The 19,038-nt window shown below is 65.8% G+C and carries 20 protein-coding genes, 1 tRNA gene and 1 pseudogene; 15 read left to right on the top strand and 7 right to left on the bottom strand.

Annotated elements, in window-relative coordinates; translation table 11 throughout:
* A complete protein-coding gene (locus tag AC4HOU_RS21890; RefSeq protein ID WP_228805994.1) occupies window positions 1-1,119 on the bottom strand; it encodes an alkane 1-monooxygenase in 1,119 nt (372 codons plus the stop codon).
* A 621-nt stretch (window positions 1,120-1,740) separates the two neighbouring features.
* Here AC4HOU_RS21890 and AC4HOU_RS21885 point away from each other — a divergent pair.
* The gene (locus AC4HOU_RS21885) at window positions 1,741-2,565 is read left to right on the top strand and encodes a hypothetical protein (RefSeq protein ID WP_195019371.1); all 825 of its coding nucleotides are present in this window, start codon (window positions 1,741-1,743) and stop codon (window positions 2,563-2,565) included.
* Window positions 2,566-2,978: 413 nt separating this feature from the next.
* On the opposite strand, the gene AC4HOU_RS21880 is transcribed toward AC4HOU_RS21885, so the two are convergent.
* Complete coding sequence (locus tag AC4HOU_RS21880; protein ID WP_195019372.1) at window positions 2,979-4,580, bottom strand: serine hydrolase; 1,602 nt, start codon at window positions 4,578-4,580, stop codon at window positions 2,979-2,981.
* A gap of 82 nt (window positions 4,581-4,662) precedes the next feature.
* Window positions 4,663-5,160, bottom strand: a complete 498-nt coding sequence (locus tag AC4HOU_RS21875; protein WP_163812994.1) for a MarR family transcriptional regulator — start codon at window positions 5,158-5,160, stop codon at window positions 4,663-4,665.
* 100 nt (window positions 5,161-5,260) lie between these two features.
* On the opposite strand from AC4HOU_RS21875, the gene AC4HOU_RS21870 reads away from it, so the two are divergent.
* On the top strand, window positions 5,261-5,704 hold the full coding sequence (locus AC4HOU_RS21870; RefSeq protein WP_195019373.1) for an SgcJ/EcaC family oxidoreductase: 444 nt from the start codon (window positions 5,261-5,263) through the stop codon (window positions 5,702-5,704).
* Between the two features lie 7 nt (window positions 5,705-5,711).
* On the opposite strand, the gene AC4HOU_RS21865 is transcribed toward AC4HOU_RS21870, so the two are convergent.
* The gene (locus AC4HOU_RS21865) at window positions 5,712-6,686 is read right to left on the bottom strand and encodes a helix-turn-helix transcriptional regulator (RefSeq protein WP_195019374.1); all 975 of its coding nucleotides are present in this window, start codon (window positions 6,684-6,686) and stop codon (window positions 5,712-5,714) included.
* 165 nt (window positions 6,687-6,851) lie between these two features.
* Here AC4HOU_RS21865 and AC4HOU_RS21860 point away from each other — a divergent pair, with 165 nt between their 5' ends.
* Window positions 6,852-7,205 carry a RidA family protein gene (locus AC4HOU_RS21860; protein WP_163813265.1) on the top strand — a complete coding sequence of 118 codons (354 nt, stop codon included), beginning with the start codon at window positions 6,852-6,854 and terminating at the stop codon, window positions 7,203-7,205.
* Between the two features lie 60 nt (window positions 7,206-7,265).
* On the opposite strand, the gene AC4HOU_RS21855 is transcribed toward AC4HOU_RS21860, so the two are convergent.
* A complete protein-coding gene (locus AC4HOU_RS21855; RefSeq protein ID WP_194989628.1) occupies window positions 7,266-7,922 on the bottom strand; it encodes an SDR family oxidoreductase in 657 nt (218 codons plus the stop codon).
* Between the two features lie 286 nt (window positions 7,923-8,208).
* Here AC4HOU_RS21855 and AC4HOU_RS21850 point away from each other — a divergent pair.
* Window positions 8,209-8,293 (top strand) — tRNA-Leu (locus tag AC4HOU_RS21850).
* A 742-nt stretch (window positions 8,294-9,035) separates the two neighbouring features.
* On the opposite strand, the pseudogene AC4HOU_RS21845 reads toward AC4HOU_RS21850, so the two are convergent.
* Window positions 9,036-9,935: pseudogene (locus AC4HOU_RS21845) on the bottom strand (recombinase family protein); the annotation flags it as partial.
* Between the two features lie 935 nt (window positions 9,936-10,870).
* Between AC4HOU_RS21845 and AC4HOU_RS21840 the strand changes: the two are divergent.
* From AC4HOU_RS21840 to AC4HOU_RS21830, 3 genes are all read left to right on the top strand, one after another.
* The gene (locus AC4HOU_RS21840; protein WP_195026216.1) at window positions 10,871-11,221 is read left to right on the top strand and encodes a hypothetical protein; all 351 of its coding nucleotides are present in this window, start codon (window positions 10,871-10,873) and stop codon (window positions 11,219-11,221) included.
* A 113-nt stretch (window positions 11,222-11,334) separates the two neighbouring features.
* Complete coding sequence (locus AC4HOU_RS21835) at window positions 11,335-12,090, top strand: DUF2637 domain-containing protein (RefSeq protein ID WP_195026215.1); 756 nt, start codon at window positions 11,335-11,337, stop codon at window positions 12,088-12,090.
* Between the two features lie 89 nt (window positions 12,091-12,179).
* A complete protein-coding gene (locus AC4HOU_RS21830; RefSeq protein WP_195026214.1) occupies window positions 12,180-12,845 on the top strand; it encodes a hypothetical protein in 666 nt (221 codons plus the stop codon).
* An 83-nt stretch (window positions 12,846-12,928) separates the two neighbouring features.
* On the opposite strand, the gene AC4HOU_RS21825 is transcribed toward AC4HOU_RS21830, so the two are convergent.
* Window positions 12,929-13,477, bottom strand: coding sequence for a hypothetical protein (locus AC4HOU_RS21825; protein ID WP_195026213.1), 549 nt, complete (start codon window positions 13,475-13,477; stop codon window positions 12,929-12,931).
* A 633-nt stretch (window positions 13,478-14,110) separates the two neighbouring features.
* Between AC4HOU_RS21825 and AC4HOU_RS21820 the strand changes: the two genes are divergently transcribed.
* The 8 genes from AC4HOU_RS21820 to AC4HOU_RS21785 all read left to right on the top strand — a co-directional run bounded on the left by AC4HOU_RS21820 (window position 14,111) and on the right by AC4HOU_RS21785 (window position 18,769).
* Window positions 14,111-14,848 (top strand): amidoligase family protein, encoded by a 738-nt coding sequence (locus AC4HOU_RS21820; RefSeq protein ID WP_490725092.1) that lies wholly within the window; start codon window positions 14,111-14,113, stop codon window positions 14,846-14,848.
* On the top strand, window positions 14,836-15,618 hold the full coding sequence (locus tag AC4HOU_RS21815; protein WP_490725091.1) for a class II glutamine amidotransferase: 783 nt from the start codon (window positions 14,836-14,838) through the stop codon (window positions 15,616-15,618). Before AC4HOU_RS21820 ends, AC4HOU_RS21815 begins: the two co-directional genes overlap by 13 nt.
* Window positions 15,619-15,709: 91 nt before the next feature.
* Window positions 15,710-16,927 (top strand): hypothetical protein, encoded by a 1,218-nt coding sequence (locus tag AC4HOU_RS21810; RefSeq protein WP_490725090.1) that lies wholly within the window; start codon window positions 15,710-15,712, stop codon window positions 16,925-16,927.
* The gene (locus tag AC4HOU_RS21805; RefSeq protein ID WP_490725089.1) at window positions 16,915-17,664 is read left to right on the top strand and encodes a hypothetical protein; all 750 of its coding nucleotides are present in this window, start codon (window positions 16,915-16,917) and stop codon (window positions 17,662-17,664) included. Before AC4HOU_RS21810 ends, AC4HOU_RS21805 begins: the two co-directional genes overlap by 13 nt.
* A 69-nt stretch (window positions 17,665-17,733) precedes the next feature.
* Window positions 17,734-17,985: a hypothetical protein gene (locus AC4HOU_RS21800; protein ID WP_490725088.1), complete on the top strand. Its 252-nt coding sequence runs from the start codon at window positions 17,734-17,736 to the stop codon at window positions 17,983-17,985.
* Window positions 17,982-18,371, top strand: a complete 390-nt coding sequence (locus AC4HOU_RS21795) for a hypothetical protein (RefSeq protein WP_490725087.1) — start codon at window positions 17,982-17,984, stop codon at window positions 18,369-18,371. The genes AC4HOU_RS21800 and AC4HOU_RS21795 overlap by 4 nt, the downstream gene beginning before the upstream one ends.
* Entirely contained in the window at window positions 18,364-18,615 is a 252-nt protein-coding gene (locus tag AC4HOU_RS21790; protein WP_490725086.1) for a hypothetical protein, read from the top strand. The genes AC4HOU_RS21795 and AC4HOU_RS21790 overlap by 8 nt, the downstream gene beginning before the upstream one ends.
* Window positions 18,605-18,769, top strand: coding sequence for a hypothetical protein (locus AC4HOU_RS21785; RefSeq protein WP_195026206.1), 165 nt, complete (start codon window positions 18,605-18,607; stop codon window positions 18,767-18,769). The genes AC4HOU_RS21790 and AC4HOU_RS21785 overlap by 11 nt, the downstream gene beginning before the upstream one ends.
* The last annotated feature ends 269 nt before the right edge of the window (window positions 18,770-19,038 follow it).

Genomic DNA, 19,038 nt, shown 5'->3' with positions numbered 1-19,038 from the left:
TCAGCGATTACCGGCCGCGACCCCGTGCTCCGCCAGAATCCGTTCGCGCTTACGCGGAGCGATATTGGCCTTGGTGACATCACCGCCGTAATGCGCGAGCACCCGCGGATCCATCACCCGCCGCCACAGTGGAGGGACAGCGGCCAGCAAGATCATGGTGGCGTACCCCGCGGGCAGCTGCGGGGATTCGGCGGAACTACGCAGCGTCTGATACCGCCGCCCCGGGTTCGCGTGATGGTCGCTGTGGCGCTGCAAATGGAACAGGAAGATATTGGTCACCAACCGGTCGCTGTTCCAGCTGTCACGCGGCGAGCAGCGCTCGAACCGGCCGTTGGGGCGGCGCCTGCGCAGCAGACCGTAGTGCTCGACATAGTTGACCGTCTCCAGCAGGGCCGCGCCGATCACCGCCTGCAACAGCAGCCACGGCAACACCTCGAGCCCGAATGCCGCGATCAGCGAACCGAACAACACCACCGTCATCGCCCACGCCTGCACGATGTGGTTGTGCGGTGACCACCAACCCTGGCCGTGCCGCTGCAACCGCTCACGTTCGAGCGCGATGGCCGAGCGGAACCCACCCGAGACGGTGCGCGGCAGGAACTCGTACAGCGACTCCCCCAGCCGCGCGCTCGCCGGATCCTCGGGCGTCGCCACCCGCACGTGATGACCGCGGTTGTGTTCGACGAAGAAATGCCCGTAACCGGATTGGGCCAAGGCGATCTTGGCCAGCCAGCGCTCCAGATGCTCGGCTCGATGCCCCAGCTCGTGTGCCGCGTTGATCCCGATCCCGCTGACGAATCCCAGCGTGACCGCCAAGCCGAGCTTGTCGACGAAACTCAGCGCATCGCCCGCCCACATCGAGGACGCGATCACCAGTCCGAGCAATTGGATCGGCAGGAACATGTAGGTGCACCACCGGTAATAGTGGTTGTTCGACAGCGCCTCGTAGTCCTCGTCGCGGGGGTTGCTGCCGTCCTCGCCGACGATCAGATCGAGGACCGGAATCACGATCAAGACGATGATCGGACCGATCCACCAGAACACTTCGGATCCCGTGCGCAGCACCAACTGTGAGGGCAGCAGCGCACACCCCGGGGCAATCAGCCCCAATACCCACAGATAACGCTTCCGATCCTGAGGACCCCGCGATTCGCCCGCTTGCACTGAGACCAACTCCGAGTGTTGCCTTGTGGCCCCCCACAACGAATAAATCCGGATGCTCACCCGGCCCGTTACAGCCGGCGCAAATCATTGGCATCCCGATTCTCGCACCCGCGACTCGAGTAGATCAATACAGATGATCATGCCCCTTGGATCAACCAAGCGACCGTTCGGATAGGGCCCAATAAAAAGGGCAGACGCCGTTCAATTTGCGGAACGGCGTATCGCCCGGCGCCCTACTTTTCCCGCAAACCCGCTGAGCCACATCGTGATCCAGTCGATACCGCTATATTTCGAAAAGATCCGTTCCCACATCGACCGGTGCTTTGAAATGCGCGATCCGATCGGCACGCCCGGCGAGCTCAGCCGTGGGCGCCGCAATTATCCGCTCGTGCAGAAACCACACCCATACCGCCGAATCGAGCCACCGGATCGTCGAGCAAACTACAGTTTGCAGTGACGACGAAACCAAGGGGCCGAGACCGATCGCGCCCGACCGGCCGGGCACCCTCGGGAAGGGACCGCACCGATGCACCGCGGCCGAATCAGCTCACCCGGGCGAGCTCCCGGAGCCCTCCCATGACCCGCTGGTTCACCGACACCATCGTCGACAACGGCCGCCTGCCGCTGCTGTTCATGATGGTTGCCTTCCTGCTGACGTTCCTGTTCATCCGGATGAGCACCCGGATGATCCGCGCCGAAGTCTCCTGGTGGCCCGGCAACGTCACCCCGGGCGGCCTGCACATCCACCACGTGATCTTCGGACTCGTCACCATGCTGGTCTCCGGCCTACTGCTGGTCGCGCTCGCCGCGCACGAAACACCGGTCCTCAACTGCGTGCTCGCCACCTTCTTCGGCATCGGATCCGCGCTGGTACTCGACGAATTCGCCCTCGTGCTGCACGTACGCGACGTCTACTGGAGCGAGGAAGGCCGCAGCAGCATCGACGCCGTCATGGTCGCATTCGCCATCTCGGTGCTGTTCCTGCTCGGCATCCACCCCCTCGGCCTCGCCGACGACTTCGACGAATACACCGACGACGGCGAAGTCGCCACCCTCATCGCCTCGATCGCCGGTCTCACCATCCAATACGGCCTCGCCGCCATCACCCTGCTCAAAGGCAAATACTGGACCGGCTTCCTCGGCCTGTTCTTCCCACCACTGCTGATCGTCGGCGCCCTCCGGCTCAGCAGGCCGACCGCGCCCTGGGCGCGGTGGCGCTACCGCCCGGACTCATCGAAATTCGCCAAAGCCACAGCCCGCGAAACCCGCTACCGGGAGCCGGTGGTCCGCGCGAAGATCACCGCCCAGGAATTCGTTTCGGGTCGCTTCACCACACCCGAACCGGCTGCCGAACCGGAGACGAGCAGAGTTGGGCGAACCGGCAGCGGACACGAACTCTGATGCGGCGAAGGCTCGGACCGTCCGGCGGCGGGCCGCCGGCTAGGCGGTAGTCCGTACTCGACGCCCTCCTCCCCTCGCGGCATACTGTCCCGCCGGCTGTAGCTCGGCCCCTCGAGGACTTGGGCCGACCGATTCTGATGAACCGCACCAGGCCCTCACGCCTCCTTGCTGTTTTTACGGAGGGTCGTGTATGGGCGACGTTGGCTATTGGGTGAGGCACATTCATAGATGCGCATATCTACGTATCGGCAAGATTAACACAGCGAGATTATCGGACCCCTTCTCATACCGAACTTCAGCCCCCACTCGCTCAAACCGGTAGCCGAGCTACGCCGGACCTCACTTCCCTGGCCGACATAGTTTGCGTGTCCACCGCCCCTCCCCCATGTCGCCGTGGACGACAACTACACGCCTCAGCTCCCCCGGTCGAACGATCCGAGTCCCTCCTGGTCGTAATACTCGAGCGTGAGCTCATCACCGTCGAAGGTCGCCTTGGAGACCGAGCCGGGGGCGGCGTTCTCCCCGGAGGGTGTGAAGACGAAAGTGTCGCCATCCCAGTGAGTCAGCGGGAAGGCCGTATTCTTCGGGCCGAGCGTCAGGGTCAACGCGCCCGCGGTTTCGGTGATGGTCGCCGGGCCGTAGTACGGGTTGTCGTAGACGCCCGCGTAGTCGGTCAGCGGGCGGGCCGGAGCCGGGTCGGCGGGCGCGGTGGCTCCGGCCAGTTCGCCGGTGGGCGCGCTCATCGGCGCGAACGCTTCCCGGTAGAGGGCTCGCCAGTCCTGCCGGATCTCACCGAATTGCACCAGGTCGGCGAACTCGGCGTTGAGCGTCTCGGGTACGCCGATCGGTGCCGCGTTGGTCAGCGTCACGATGCCGACGTCGGCCGAGGGAATCAAGGTGAACGCGGTCGCCGCTCCGAGTTCGAATCCGCCGGAATGGCTGAGCATCACCCGTCCGGCCGCGGATTCGGAAACATTGAAGCCGAAGCCGTAGAAGCTGGCGCGTGCGTCGGCCGATTGCGGTGGGTGCGCGACCGACTGCGGTGAGATCGCGGGCAGCAAGTCCTGCGGTTCGATCAAGGCGCGCCCGTTCACCGAGCCGTCCGCGAGCACCATCGTCATCCATTTCGCCATGTCCGCGACCGAGGAGCTCACTCCCCCGGCCGGCGATTGCGCGTCGGGCTGTCGTCCCGGATTGGTGACCCGGTATTCGCCATCGACGAAGGTGTGACCGTCGGCCCGGTTCGCGCGTTCGGCGAATTCGCTGTAGAGCGAACTCGTGGCGGTCATGCCGAGCGGCTCGTACAACTCGCGGGCCGACAGTGTTTCCCAGTCGGTGCCACCGGCGCGCGCCACGGCCATGGCGGCGGCGGTGACCCCGAAGTTGGTGTACTCGTACGAATCGCGGAAGGGTCCGAGCGGCAGCAGACGCAATCGCTCGACGACCTGTTCGCGGTCATAGCCGAGATCCTCGAGCAGGTCACCGGCGTGATCGGGTAGTCCGGACCGATGGGCATACAGGTCGCCGACGGTGACATGGTCGGTCACGTAGGGGTCGCCGAGAGCGAAGGACGGCATCAGCTCCTCGAGCGGCGAATCCCACTCGACCTTGCCCGCAGACACTTGGTGCGCCACCACCGTCGCACCAACCGATTTCGACACCGACGCCAGCTGGAACACCGTGTCGGGCCCGACCTCGCTCTTGCTGTCGACATTGCCGACGCCGAAACCCTCGCTGTAGACCACCCTGCCGTCATGCACGATGGCCACCGCCATCCCGGGGATTCCGGAGGATGCCATCAGCTCCTCGGCCAGCCCACCGACCCGATCGACCGCCTCGCCGACTCGGCCATCCGGGATCGCGACACCCGCGACCTGGTTGGGCAAGATCGAATCGGTCGCCGACGGCGTCGTACTCGCCGACTCCGCCGGTTCCTCACCCCCGCAACCGCTCACCACTAGTCCCGCGGCGACAACAGCCGCGAGAGCCCCGAACCTCGACCGCCGACGCTTCATTACGTCGCCTCCTGGGTGTGGCACGCCCCCGTCCGACAGTAATGCACCCGGGTACCCGGCGGAAGATCACCGATGCGGGCCGCTACGCCGGTGACGTCCTCGACCGACCCCGGCGGCTACCGGCGCTGTGTGCCCGGATCTCTTCGGTGGCCGCTCGGAAAGCAGGTGCGGCCCGAGCGAAATAGTCGAACAACAGGGCGCGCTGCTCGGGGGTGTAGTGGTCGAGGACTTCGGCCAGGTGCCGGCGGGCAGGGCCGACGACCTGCTGGATGCGATCGAGGGCTTCGGGCACCGGCTCGACGAGCACACGCCTGCGGTCATTCGGGTCCGCCGTTCGGCGGGCGAAACCGGACTTCTCCAGCCGGTCGATCAGGCGGGTGGTGGCGCCTGTGGTGAGCCCGGCCCGGGTGGCGAGCTCTCCCGAGGACAAGGCGCCGTGGAACGCAATCAGGCTCAGCGCGTACCACTCCGAGGTGTGCAGACCTGCGGCTTCCGCGCTGGCGAGGCCTTGCAGGCCCACCGCGTCCAGGTACTGCCGGAAGATCACATGTTCGCGGTCACCATCCGCCGTACTTGCCATCGGGTCGCCTCGCCTCGTACATTCAATTTATCTGCATCTGAGCAGATACTTCTTGCATGCAGTATCTGCGCCATTCTAACCAGCGAGGGAGTGATTCACCATGCAGCAGGACATCGCCGCGGTGAGAGCGGTCATCGACGGTCTGGTCGCCGCCTGGGCCGACCACGACGCCGAGGCCTACGGCGCACTGTTCACCGAGGACGCGAGCTATATCAGCTTCGTCGGCACCGTCTACCGCGGCCGGCGCGATATCGTGAGCAGCCATCGCGCGCTGTTCGCGAAGTTTCTCGCGGGCACGAAACTCGCCGACGAGGTTCTCGACATCCGATTCTGCGGAACCGATACAGCCGTGGTCACCAGCCGGGGCGATACCTACAAAGGCGGGCGGCCGCGCAAGCTGAGCAAGGTCCAGACCTACACGATGGTCCGTGACACCGACGGACAGTGGCGCGTGGCCGCCTTCCAGAACACCCAGCGCAAACCGGTCATGGAGAAGATCTCGTTCCTCGTCTCCCCCGACACCGTCCCCCGGGCACAGCAGTGATCATTTCTCAGGACGGTTGTCCATAACAGGCGACCAGCGCGGCTGCGCGATCGTGAAGACGGGTGCGCAGCCATTGCGGCGCAAGAGCTTCCGCGTCCGTGGCGAGCTGCCACAGGGCCCATTCCGCATGCCGGGCATCTTGGAAACTCACCTCGAGGCGTAGTCGACCGTCCGTGTCGGAGTCCTCGGCATGCACGGCCAGGGCGGTGCCGACCAGGTCCTCGCGCCGTGCCGGATCCACCAGCGCCAGCACGGTGACCTGGTCGCCACCGGCACGAAAACGTGTGCTGCGCTCCTGCCAGACGCGATCCAGATCGACCCGGCCCGCCCGCTGCGCGGGTTCGGGCAGTTGCTCGGCAGCCAGCACTCGCGACAGCCGATAGGTGCGATCCGCACCCGCTCGGGTGGCCAGCAGATAGACGTGATCGCGCACAGTGACCAGGCCGATCGGGTCCACCGTTCGCCACGTCGGGGCCTGGTCCACGGCGGCGTAGTGGATGCGCAGTTTGTGTCCGGTGAACACAGCACGGCGAACCTCGGCGGCCACGGCCTCGGGCACCTCGTCCTCGACCAGCCGACGTGAGAGCAGATCGGTCTCGGGATCGACGAGCAGCCGCCCGGCCACCTCGTCGGCGGTGGCCCGGTAGCTGTCCGGCAGCGCATCGACCACCTTGAGCATTGCCGAAGCCAACGCCGAGCCGAGACCGAATACCTGTGCGCCACGCCGGGATCCGGCCACCAGCAGGGCGAGTGCCTCGTCATGGTTGAGTCCGGTGAGCTCGGTCTGGAATCCCGGTAACAGCGCGAAACCGCCGTGTCTGCCGCGTTCGGCGTACACCGGGACGCCCGCCGTCGACAGCGCTTCGATGTCGCGCAGGACCGTGCGCGTCGACACCTCGAGCTCATCGGCCAGCTCCGCCGCCGTCAGCCGGCCACGCCGGCGCAGCAGCAGCACCAGCGATACCAGCCGATCAGCGCGCACACCGGAAATCTTCCCAGAAATACCTGACACAGGATGTCGTGAATCGTTGGAAGGCTCGTCAACACGGCGCCTAGAACAGGCGGCGGTAGGTACCTCGACAATGCGAATGGAGCTGAAGTGGTAGCGCAACGAACGGCAGTGAACCCGGTGACGTGGTCGCTGGAGATGGGGTTCAACCAGGGCGAACTCGTTTCCGGGCACACCCGGACGCTGTACTGCTCCGGCCAGACCGCGATGGGCGAGGACGGCACTCCCCAGCACGACGGCGACATGGCGGCGCAGTTGGCCCTGAGTCTCGACAATGTCGAAGCCGTGCTCGGCAAGGCAGGAATGTCGCTGGCGAACCTGGTCCGGCTCAACGTTTATACGACCGACGTCGACCTGCTCTTCCAGCATTACGGCGTGCTGGCCGCGCGATTGGGCGCCGCCCAGGTAGCCCCGGCCACCACGATGCTCGGCGTCACCCGCCTCGCGATCCCCGGCCAGCTGGTCGAACTCGAGGCGACCGCCGTCGACTGATGCTCGCCCCGCCGCCTCTGGTTGCGATGCCGGAGGCGGCGGGTAGCCGGAAGGTGACGATCACCCGTCGTACGACACGTGGGGCGTCCAGTCGTCATCGGGCCGCTGCACCGCTGCCCACATGGCTTCCGCGATGGGCGGCGGGGAGAACGGACCCGTCTCGGCCAGCAGGCCGTTGATCTGGACGGCGACGGCCCTGATCCCTTCACCAGCCAGGGCGGCGTCGAGACTGATGACGAGATTGCGTACGCCGGCCTTCTGCACACCGAGCGAAGCCGCGCCGTGCCACGGCTTGTCGGCGGCCGCGCTGCCCGTCACCAGGATGCGCGCCCCGCGCGACATGAAGCGGTATGCCGCCTGTACCGCGGGCAGCAGTGCCGCGACACCGAAAGTGACGTCCTCGAGCAGTTCGGCCACGGTCAGGTGCAGCGGATCCTTCTCCCGCCACGCGCTGGGATTGAAATGCAGCAGATCGATGCGGCCGTGGCGGGACCCGATCTCGGCCACCACGCGGCTGATGTCGCCCGCATCGAGCAAGTCGATGGCGGCACCCTCGGCAGAGAGGCCGTCGGCGGTGAGCATGTCCGCCAGCCCGGCGGCATCCTCGGTCGTGCGAGCGGTGAGCGCCGCATGGTAGCCCGCGCGGGCGAATCGGCGCGCGACCGCGACACCGAGACCGGGCCCTGCGCCGATCGTCAGATGGACGGGAGTGGTCATCCCGCCAGGCTAAGTCGCCGGAGCCACTCCTGCGAGGACGCTCCCCACGCCGGTTACTTTCACACGCGTGAGTGCTCCCCCAAGGCAAGCTGACGGCAGGGCCCACCACCTACCGCCCGGATCGCCGGCATCGATAACTCCGCAGCCGCAGCAATCCCACTCGCAGCCACCCCGGCGCCGACAGACGCCCGGTACGCACCCCAAGCCCCTCTCCTCAGTAAACCACCAGGTCAGGGCGCGATTTGGCGCTTACCCTGAGCATCCGATAATCTTGCTGGGCACACCGGTCCGGGTGGCGGAATGGCAGACGCGCTAGCTTGAGGTGCTAGTGCCCTTTATCGGGCGTGGGGGTTCAAGTCCCCCTCCGGACACAACCACTACGCCCACGGGCGGTTGTGGGCTGGTTTCGGCCACCACCGTTCGTGTGGCGTGGTTATAGGTGAGCTTCAGGCCAAGCTGCCGATAGATCTCGAGTTTCTCGGCTGGGTCGGCCTTGCGTATCACTTTCACCAGACCCCCGAGCGAATCGATGAGGCTGGCGATCTCTTCCTGTGTCATGCGCTGGTTTGAAACGTGCCGGCTTTCTAGTGCCGCCATCTGTGCGGTGACGAGTTGCCGCTCTCGCTGCACGTCGTCAATCCACCCAGCGACAAGTCCTGGGTTTGCCCCCGCTTCCAAGGCTGCACGGTGTCTGGCGAGTTTCTGATCGATGGTGGCCAGTGATCGACGTGCCGCATCCAGTCCTGGTGCATCATCCGGTTGGGCGGCTTCGAGCATAGAGAGGGAGTGTGCGAGCCGATCGGGATGAAAGATATCTGCCAGCCATGTGTCCAGAGGACCGGTGAGTTGGTCTTCGCGCAGGTAGACCGACGGCGGGTGGTCGAGCTGGTTGGCAATAGCGTATTCCGAGGGGTATCGGCATCGGTAGTGGGCTCGCTCGTGGTTCCACGTACCCTGCATCCTCCTCCCGCAGGACTCATGAAACAGCAGCCCTTTGAACGTGTAGGGATGCTGTCGTCGAGTCACAACCCGGCCGGTCGATTTCGGGCCCCGGGAGGCCAGTCGTAACCGGACGTGTTCGAAATCAGTTCTGCTGACCAACGCCTCGTGAGCAGGTCGGTCGGAGTAGACCCACTCGGTTTTCGGATTCCAGGTCAGCCGGGTGTGATGGCCGAGAGCGACGTCGTCTACGTCGATGAGGCACTCTTGCTTGCGCTGCTTGTTCCACACTTCGTAGCCGGTATACCGCGGATTGGTCAGGATCGAGCGGACCGCACTCTTCGACCACGCGACTGCCGAGCGGTGGTTGTTACGCTTGCTGTCGTAAGCCGACGGGCACGAAATACCCTCAGTGGTGAGGCGTTGCGCAATCGCGAATACCCCTATACCCGACAGGTACTCGTGATAAATGCGCTGCACTACTGGCGCCGTGACCGGGTCGGGTTCGAGCCGGTGTAGCCGCTTACCATCGGCGGCTTTGCCCGGATTGGGATGAGGGCCGGCGTCGGCGAGCCGGTACCCGTAGGGTGGTCGGCCCCCAAGGTAGCGGCCCTCGACTTGCACTTGCGCGGCCATAGCAGCACGAACACGGATCTTGATGCGATTACGCTCGCCTTTGGACATGCCACCGAAAACCGACATGATCAGGTCGTGCGCTTCGGAGTCAGCGTCGATCGGACCACCGACCTCCGGCACCCACAGTTGCACGCCGTAGTGAACGAAGACTGGAAACGTCAGCCCGAACTGGTTGCCGTAGAACGCGCGCTGCGGTTCTCCGATCACGACCGCGTCGAACCCCCGCTCAGGTTCTTTGAGCAGCTCGAGTAACCGCCCGGCAGCGGGGCGCCGCTTCCATGGAATCGACCGCGACTGCCCGATGTCGAAGAACTCCGCGACGATCTGCCCGTGCTGACCAATCAGGGCGTTCGCTCGTCCGAGCTGCCAATTGCGAGACGCTTCCGGATCTTGTTGGTCTTCGGTGGAGACCCGCCCGGCGAAAGCGAATCTGATCATTGCTGCGATTCCTCCTGCTGGTTGAGAAAGACATCGGTGTTCGGTGGTGACCTAGCTGAACTGGCCCCGTCCGTGGAATGAGCGACTGGAGATGTTTGTGGCGGACTCGGTCCGGAGCTATCGGCGCCCCCGCCCTCAGCATCACGGACATGTCGGAGAATGATCTCCAGCAACACTCTAGCGGCTGAGCCGTTGAGCATCGGCGGGTCGATCGGGACGTTGACCGTGATGTCTTCCGCATCTTCTCGCGCAGACCCATCTGGCGTGTTCGTGCGCTCAGGTCGCACGGCGCACGTCCTCGCCTACAGCGGCGTACTGGAAGCGGCTGGTCGACGGCCGAACTATTCGTGTGCACCGGTTGCCGTACGCGCCCGACCGAGCGTCGGCATCACCCCCTGAGGGCGCGCGAACCAACGTATTGAGGCGGAAAGCCGGGTTTGACGAAGGCGCGGACGCTGGGTACACAAGCTCGGGAGCAGCCCGCGCCCCAGGACGACTAGTAGAAGCTTGGCCGTGGAGATCGATAGGCATGAATCCTCCGGGCCTGCCGATTCTCCCACTATCCATGAAAGCTGAAGCACGACGATTTCGCAACCACAGTCGGCCCTATGCACAAACGAGGACAAGCCGCCACGACCCGTGGGTAGCGACGCGGCCCGATGCCTTGCGCTCGACCGTGTGCCGGTGCCTGGTCGCTCCACCTGACAAGGATTTCGGTCTCCCTGCACTTTTGCTAGCGAATGGTGCTGCGTCTGTTCGGCCAGGATCGGGTGTTCCCGATGGGCTCACATCGAGACGCCCGTCGCAGAGGCGGAGCGTTAGCTAGCCGTCCGCACGATCTCGGCCCCGATCAGTGTCTGGTCTTCCGCCGGAGAAGTAGGGCAGCGATCGCTGGCAACCGGTTTCGCCGACGCTGATGCAGCACCTGCTCGAGCATGTTCGAACCCGGCGCAGCCCGCAGTCGGGGGCAGCTGCTGCGCTATCGCAACGGGAGGCCCATTACTGCTCGTCGCTACGACTACATCTGGCGTCGAGTCGGTGAGGAGCTGCCGTGGGTCGCCGCGCAGGGCATGAGCATGTACTGGTTGCGGCACACGACACTCACCTGGGTCGAGCGCACTTTCAGCTACGCGGTCGCACGCGAGTATGCCGGCCACCGCGGCAAGGGCGGCGGCACGACAACCACCTACGTCAAATCCCACCTCCAGGAGGTGGCGGCCGCGCTTTCGGTCCTGACAGGCGAGTCTCACCCACTCGCCTCTGCCGGCGTGCCGCTCACACACTGACCATCCGCAGGAGGACCCCGATGCACAGCTCTGCCTCCGATCCACCGAACCGTACGGACGCAACGGAAGTGGCTCCCACGGCTGCGCCGCGTGCGCACACATTCTTCTGGGCAGTGCTCGTTGCCGCCGCTGCTGTCAGCATCATCGGCAACGCCACGCAAGCGATCCTGCACGGCAGCGCTGTACCTGTTGTCGCCGCCGCCGTCGCCGTCATACCACCGCTGGCGTTGCTCGCCGCTGTGCACGGAGTTTCGGTCCTGGTCCGCGCCGACACCGGAGCCCGCGCAACCCACATCGTCGCGACAGCGATGACCGCTCTGATCGCCGCGGGCGCGTTCTGGCTGTCGTTCACCGCGTTGAGGTCGTTGGCGGTTACGGCCGGCGTACCCGGCAAGGAGGCGTGGCTGTGGCCGCTGATTATCGAAGGCTCGATGGCACAGTCCACCGTCGCGCTGCTCGCACTCGCCCATTCCGCTCACCCGGCTCCCGGACCGACCGCACACTCCCAGCCGGAATCCGTCGAAATTCCGGAAAGTGCGCACGCGAGCGTGCCCAATGCCCCGGCCGCTGCGGCGGATGAGCCGATGCTCGAACGCGTGCGCACGCCGCTCGATTCGGCTGCTCCGGTCTCGGCGGACTTCGCAGCGCTGGCAGAGCTGTTGTGCGCACGCGATCCTGCCAGGCGCCGCGATCCGCATGTGGTCGCGCACGCGTTGAAACGCCACCACAACGATGGCTGGAGTCCCACCCAGATCGCCAACGAACTGAACAAGAGCCGCTCGACTATCAGCCGCATCCTGTCCGACGCCGCCGCCGCACAAGCAGCGCACGACTCACCGGACAGTTCGCAGACCGGCCCGGCGTTGTGACCAGCTACAGCGCCTGCCGCATCAAAGAGGCTGCGGCAGCAATCGGCTCGACATACCGCCCACCGTGTTGGATTATCGAAGGAGTCTTCGTGACAGCGTCACCATCCGCACTCACGGCAGCTGTCCATCTCGTTCAGGGGGTTCCGATCGACGTCGACTTGAGCTGTCCGCACTGTCACCAAATTGACCTGGTGCAAAGCGTTCCCGCCGTATACACCGACGGCATCTCCTCGAGCTTCGGCACCGGCACCTACTCCGGTGTCGGCGTGGCCTCCACAGGTCTGGTACCTGTCATCGGCACCGCCTCCATCGACCGCACCCATGTCACGATGCTGGCGCGCACCCTGGCACCCGAGCCCGCGCTCGAGTCGGCCACCCGACTCACGATCGTCGGTCTACTGCTACTGATTCCGGCATTCTGCATTGCCATCCCGATGGCGATCTCTACTGCGATGGGAGACCCGGCCATGTCCTTGGCGACATGGGTGGTTTGTCTCCTGTTCTTCATCGGACCGATAGCTGCACCGGGTCTCGTCACGCTCGCCGTCGCCGTCGGCCGAGCCCGCACCAACAAACGGATACTCCGAGGCCGACCGGCAGCACGTGCGGTCTGGCAAGCAGGGGTCTACTGCCACCGATGCGGATTGGTCTTCTGGCCCTTCTCTCCGGCCGCGGACATACCGCAACGTCAGCCCTTCAGGCCGGAGCAGTTCCGATCGCTGGTGTGGAACGTTGGCGGGTTCGTCAAAACCTGACCCCGCCCGTCGCCAGACTTCGTGCCGGGCGTGCTCAGAGGTCATGCCGGGGGTACTACGCGTTCGAGCCTGGCCCGACCGGTTCAGCTTCCACGCCGATCACTCGCCAACTTCCCCGAATCACCTCTACTGCTGCTTGTTGCAATGTCTACAGCCGTGACGTTCGGCTGCTGATTCGGTGGGTCGGGTCGGTCGGTAGTTCGGTCCTCCGCTGTCTCGCTCGGCGCACCGTCACCGTTGTGAGCCACACGCGCGGCCGCCAGTAGCTGGCGTACGTGTTTCGGGGACGTCTCGAGGAGTTCGCTGATCTCGACTTCTGTCAGCCCTGTTTCACTCATGCGAGCAGCTGCGGCTGCTTGCCGCGCGTGGTGTTCGGCCTTTTCTCGTCCAGCACGTTCTTCGGCAACCCGCATCCGCTGCTGTAGTGCGGTCGCTTCGGTGTCGAGTTGCGCTTCGCATTCGGTGATCGCGTGCCATTCGGCGATGTAGTCCTTGATCGCGGCGCGTATCACGCGTTCGCGTTCCCGGGCTTCGTCCTTGCGGCGGCGCTCGCGTTCGCGCGCGCGTTCAAGTCGCTGGATGAGTTCCGGTGATCGTGGTTTGCGCGATGTGCGCGGCCGGTCAGACGCCATTCCAGGCCTCCTCGATAGTGGCCTGCCTGTCTGATCTCCCACGATAAGCCTACGCGCCTGTCTCCTACCGGCACCAATGCCGTGCCAGGGCGGGCATCGCACCCGGGCGGCCCCCCCTAGCCCACGCCGGATCGCCACCGCGATCCGGCGTTTTTCGTTCCCGGAAGGACATTGCTTATGGCGACCCCTGTTGCTTACCCGCCATGTGCGGTCTGCGCCACGACAACCCCCGGTGATCGACGTCTGGTCGGGAACCAGCGAGTCTGTGCCCAGTGTTATTCCGATTTGCCGTGGTGTGGGCGCTGTGATGCACCGGCGCTGGTACTCATCCCGACCGCTGATTGCGGTCGCCTGTGCCGCCCATGTGTGGCCGGATGGACGCAATGCGCATCGTGTCAGGGCCTCACCGCGTCGGCGCTCCGCGCTGACAGCGGCGGTCGTGTGTGCCGACGCTGCTCGTTGGTGTCCTACGACCCCTGCTTTCGGTGTGGCCGGTACTGCCCGAACACGCGGTATGTGTCGGGGGGACACCGAGCCTGCGACCAGTGCGCAACCGAACTGGATGCTTGCTCGGACTGTGGCGGCCTGCTGCTTCCGGGCCATCGTTGTGAAGGATGCGCCCGTCGAGGACATGTGTGGAACTACACCTACAAGCCCGACCCGATCTTCCATGGTGAAGGCCCGCTCTTTCTGGGGCTCGAGCTGGAAATCGTGGTGCCGGAGTACCGGTTCCAGGATTGTGCTCGGCTCGCGACCGATCAGCTGGGTCGGCTCGGCTACCTGAAGCGGGATTCATCGATCCGACCGTGTGGGTTCGAGTTGGTCACCCACCCGATGTCGTACCGGTTTGCCCTCGAGGGGTTTCCGTGGCCGCTGCTGGGCTCGCTCGCCGAGCGTGGCTGCGTGGCCGACGAATCGGTCGGGCTGCACGTGCATGTCAGCCGCGCCGGGTTCGATTCGCCGGCGCATGTGTATCGGTGGATGAAGCTGCTCTACCGCAACGAGCCCGAAGTGGTGTCATTGGCGCGGCGTCGTTCCCACTACGCGCCATTCGACGACCGCGCCCGCGCGAAGGCCCGGGACACGGCCAAAGGCCCGGTGCACGCACTCGGACTCGACCGCTACCAGGCGATCAACCCCCACCCCCGCCACACCCTGGAATTGCGGGTGTTCGCCAGCTCCTTGGAGCCCGGCGAAGTGAAGGCTGCATTGGCATTCGCGGCGGCGTCGGTGGAGTACACGCGCGGCCTGCGGATTCCCGAGGTGCGCGCCGGGGGCTGGGGATGGGGCCGTTTCGCCGAGTGGGTGGCCGCGCGCCCTGAGTACCTGCCGTTGACCGTGCAGATGGAGGACCTGGCATGTGCCTGCTGACCTATTACCCCGCCGGTGTCGATGCCGACTCGACGGCGTTGATCAACGGAGCGGTCGCCAATCCCCACGGTCACGGCTACGCCATCGTCACCGGCGATCGAATCCTGGTGGGGCGAGGCATGTCAGCTGCGGAGGTGATCGCGGAGTTCACCCGGCGCCGGGAACGCTATCCCGACGGTCCGGCGTTGTTTCATTCCCGCTACGCCACCAAAGGCATCCGCGCCACCGACAATTGCCACCCGTTCCCGCTCGGTCGAGACGGGCGAACCGTGCTGGCGCACAACGGAACCCTTCCCAAGCGAGTCCATCCGCGCGCCTACGACCCGCGTTCAGATACCCGCATCGCCGCCGAGGAGTACCTGGCCCGGCAACCGTTCGGGTCGATCGATACCCACCGCGGGCGGCGGGGGCTGGAGTCGTGGCTGGGGTCGAACAAGCTGGTGATCCTCACCAGCAATCCCGCCTACGAGAAGCAGGCGTACCTGTTCGGCGAACAGGCCGGCACCTGGGATGGCGGCGTGTGGTATTCGAACCGCAGCTACCTGCCGCCGGCACGGCGCTGGCCGGCACGGTCGTATTTGTGCCCGTGGTGCGGACTCTTCGACACGCGTCGACCGGGTCGCTACTGCGGCCGGTGCGGTTGGTGCTTCGACTGCGACTCCAGCTTCCCGCTATGCGTGTGCTTCGACACCACTGCCACTGACAGCGAGCCCACACACCGCCGCAGCCGCGCCCCGGCGGTGGTGCGGCGGATCGATTCGGCTCGCTGACCTTCTCCTTCCACCCGCAAGGGCCCTGCTTCCAGCTGTTTCGGCTGGCAGCGGGGCCCTTTCTCGTTCCATCGAAAGGTCGTGATCCCCCGTGCCTACCGCTGTGCTGGACCAGTTGGAATGCGAGAACTGCTCGCATCTCCTCGTCGACCAGGAGCCGGTCACCACGGTCGATAACGAATACCTGTGCCGCGACTGCGCGGCCCAGGTGCCCCGCTGCGACGGATGCGCGCTCCACGCCCGTGACCGTCAGTTGACCGTCGACGACACCTACCTGTGCAGCGAGTGCCTGGTGGGCTGGTCGCGCTGCGACGACTGCTCCCGCCGCAGCCCCGACATCGTCTCGATCGTCTCCGGCGGCGATGTCTGCCTCAGCTGCGTCACCGGCTACAGCACCTGCGACGACTGCGACGCCTACGCCAGCCAGCTGAATGAAACCGACGGCGGCCGCTGGGTGTGTGCCACTTGCGAGTACGACGACTACACCGACTGTGCCGACTGCTACCTGCTGATCTTGCGCGACGAAACCTACTGCAGCGGCTGCCGTGATGACCACTCGGCTGACCACGACGGCATCTACCGCTACGACTACAAGCCAAGCCCGGTCTTCCATGGCGACGGTCCGCTGTTTCTGGGGCTCGAGATCGAGATCAAGACTCCCAACGACGTACTCCCGGACGCCGCCCACACCGCGGTGAACCAACTCGGTGAGCTGGCCTACCTCAAAGAGGACGGGTCGATCTCGTGTGGATTCGAGCTCGTCACCCACCCGATGGACTACGACTTCGCGCGCGCCCAGTTCCCGTGGGCGTTGCTCACCGAGCTGCGCGCGCTCGGCGCCTATACCGACGACAACGTCGGTATCCACGTCCACGTCTCCCGCGCCGGATTCTCTTCCCCCGCCCACGCCTACCGGTGGTTGAAATTCGTCTACCGCAACGAAGACGCGGTCGTGCGCTTGGCGCGGCGCCGATCCGATCACTGGGCGATGTTCTGCCCGCAGGCCCGCTCCCGAGCCCTCGCTGACGCCAAAGGCCTCAGCAGTTTCACCCGCCGGTACCAGGCGATCAACACCCTCCCTGAACACACCTTCGAGCTGCGGGTCTTCGCCAGCTCGCTGCGCCCACGGCAGGTACTGGCCGCGCTGGCGTTCGCCGCCGCGTCGGTCGAATACACCCGCGGCTTGACCGCGGCCGAGATCGCCCGGCGCCGCGGCTGGGAATGGGCGGCGTTCACCGCCTGGGTGCGGACCCGTCCGCGGTACTCGCCGCTGCTCGCCGAAATGGAGGCCCTCGCATGTGCATCCTGACCTTCGTCAAACCCGGCATCGCACCGCAGCTGGACAACCTGCGGGCGGGTGCGCTGGCCAACCCGCACGGACACGGCTACGCCGTCCACACCGGCACCGACATCATCGTCGGCCGCGGCATGGACGCCGACACACTGATCGATGAGTTCGCCGCGACCCGATCCCGCCACCCCGAGGGGCCGGCATTGTTCCACTCCCGCCTGGCCACCCACGGCCCACGCAACCGCGACAACTGCCACCCCTTCGCCGTCGGCGGCGACGAGCGCACCGTGATGGCCCACAACGGCATCCTGCCCACCAACGTCCACCCCAAGCCCGGTGATCTGCGCTCGGACACCCGTATCGCCGCCGAAGACTTCCTTCCGAACCGGCCGTTCGGGTCCCTGGATTCCTGGTCCGGACGCGAACGGCTCGAACAATGGCTGGGCACGGACAAGATGGTGCTGCTGACCGTCGACCCCGCCTACCGGCATCCGGCCTACATCTTCAACGAACACCGCGGCCACTGGAACGAGGGCAGCTGGTACTCCAACGACAGCTACCTGCTCGCCGCCACCTACGGCTACCTGTGGGAATTCTGCGACTACTGCGGCGAACCCGACAACAACGATCTCGGCCCCCACTGCGGCTACTGCGGCTACTGCGCCGAATGCGCACGCCCCTTCCCATCCTGCGTGTGCCCCGACCTCGACGGCACCGACCGCTACGCCGACCTACTCGACCTCGAATACACCTGACCATTCCCGCACCGGCTGTGACCAGCCCATGCCCGCGCGGACTGGCCCACCACCCCTGGAGTCCCCGATATGCGACACAGGCTCGACCTGCCGACCGTTCTCGTCCGGGTCCGCGACCTCGACGGCCACTCGGCGACCGTCAGCACCGACAGCCACCACGTCCGCCTAGTGCTGCGCGATGCCCACTACCCCGACACCGAATGGCGCTACATCGACCTCGATGACGCCGCTGCCGCCGCCCTGGCCGCCGGGCTGGCCGCAGTCGGGCACCCGCACCCGCACTCAAGGAGGTTGCGCGGTCTGTTCAGACGGCGGCGATGACCGGACCACACCCTGACGCCGCCACGGAGGTCCGGTTCCTGACCGTACTCGCAGGCCACATCGATAACTGGTTCGCCGACGACGCCAATCTCGACGACCTCGACCAGGCCCGCGCCCTCATTCGCGCCCGGATCACCGCCCTCACCGGAAACGACCCGGCCGCGCCCGACACCGGCTCCGCTGCGGTCCTGGCCACTGAACTGCACCATCTGCGTCACAGCCAGGCCCGCACCACGATCACCACCCGCAGCGGCCACATCCATCAGGCGACCGTGCGCGCGGTCCACACCCGCTACGTCGTCCTCGGTGTCGGGCCCGGCGAGGTGCTGCTGCCGCTGGAGTTCATCGAATCCCTCACCCGTACCGAACAGGAGACCCATGCCTGACGACGTCCTCAGACCGTTGAACCGCGACGAGGTCCTGCGCGTCCTCGTCGACGGCCTCGGCCCCTACCTCGAAGCAGCCCAACCGATTCGCAGCATCGCCCGCGCCACCGCCGCCACCCTCGACGGCGACGACAGCGACGAATTCCACCGGCTGCTCACCACCTACGACAACAAGCTGCGCGTGCTGCGAGCATGCCACCGCGCACTCACCGCCATCGACAAGCCGAGCAGCGATGCCCACTGAGCTCAACCGCTGGGTCGCCAGCCTACGACCCGACCCCCGCTACCTCACCTACCAGCCGGACACCCTCACCACCCGGGCACAGGTCCTTACCGTCGGCCAGCACGCCGCCTTCGCCACCCCACCCACCAGTGGAACACCCCTGGCCAGGGTTTGAGTTGGCAGTAGCGAAACTTCATTACGCAGGCGGGGAACACCATCTCGATTTGAAACGCTCGTCAGAACTCGTCGTCAGGCTTACCAAGGCCCTCGACCAGGTTGGGGACGGGGTGGAGTTGGTGGAAGCCCCGCTGGCTGGGTGGCGGGTCGATGCTCGTCGCGGTGTCCAAGTCGATTCCGAATGCGATCGAGCGACGGGGGCATGAGGGCACCACACCGACAGCAATGTTCGTGTAGTCCGATCGCGGTCAACCGTCCGCCGGCAAG

The sequence above is a fragment of the Nocardia sp. JCM 38205 genome, assembly GCF_058222935.1.
The sequence above is the reverse complement of the archived record's forward strand: the minus strand, read 5'-3'. Positions and strand labels throughout refer to the sequence as shown.

What these genes read in the sequence shown, in the direction of transcription:
- AC4HOU_RS21885 (WP_195019371.1), top strand. Translation starts at nt 1,741, where the DNA reads ATGACCCGCTGGTTCACCGACACCATCGTCGACAACGGCCGCCTGCCG.
- AC4HOU_RS21880 (WP_195019372.1), bottom strand. Translation starts at nt 4,580, where the DNA reads ATGAAGCGTCGGCGGTCGAGGTTCGGGGCTCTCGCGGCTGTTGTCGCC.
- AC4HOU_RS21875 (WP_163812994.1), bottom strand. Translation starts at nt 5,160, where the DNA reads ATGGCAAGTACGGCGGATGGTGACCGCGAACATGTGATCTTCCGGCAG.
- AC4HOU_RS21870 (WP_195019373.1), top strand. Translation starts at nt 5,261, where the DNA reads ATGCAGCAGGACATCGCCGCGGTGAGAGCGGTCATCGACGGTCTGGTC.
- AC4HOU_RS21860 (WP_163813265.1), top strand. Translation starts at nt 6,852, where the DNA reads ATGGGGTTCAACCAGGGCGAACTCGTTTCCGGGCACACCCGGACGCTG.
- AC4HOU_RS21855 (WP_194989628.1), bottom strand. Translation starts at nt 7,922, where the DNA reads ATGACCACTCCCGTCCATCTGACGATCGGCGCAGGGCCCGGTCTCGGT.
- AC4HOU_RS21840 (WP_195026216.1), top strand. Translation starts at nt 10,871, where the DNA reads ATGTTCGAACCCGGCGCAGCCCGCAGTCGGGGGCAGCTGCTGCGCTAT.
- AC4HOU_RS21825 (WP_195026213.1), bottom strand. Translation starts at nt 13,477, where the DNA reads ATGGCGTCTGACCGGCCGCGCACATCGCGCAAACCACGATCACCGGAA.
- AC4HOU_RS21815 (WP_490725091.1), top strand. Translation starts at nt 14,836, where the DNA reads ATGTGCCTGCTGACCTATTACCCCGCCGGTGTCGATGCCGACTCGACG.
- AC4HOU_RS21805 (WP_490725089.1), top strand. Translation starts at nt 16,915, where the DNA reads ATGTGCATCCTGACCTTCGTCAAACCCGGCATCGCACCGCAGCTGGAC.
- AC4HOU_RS21800 (WP_490725088.1), top strand. Translation starts at nt 17,734, where the DNA reads ATGCGACACAGGCTCGACCTGCCGACCGTTCTCGTCCGGGTCCGCGAC.
- AC4HOU_RS21795 (WP_490725087.1), top strand. Translation starts at nt 17,982, where the DNA reads ATGACCGGACCACACCCTGACGCCGCCACGGAGGTCCGGTTCCTGACC.
- AC4HOU_RS21790 (WP_490725086.1), top strand. Translation starts at nt 18,364, where the DNA reads ATGCCTGACGACGTCCTCAGACCGTTGAACCGCGACGAGGTCCTGCGC.
- AC4HOU_RS21785 (WP_195026206.1), top strand. Translation starts at nt 18,605, where the DNA reads ATGCCCACTGAGCTCAACCGCTGGGTCGCCAGCCTACGACCCGACCCC.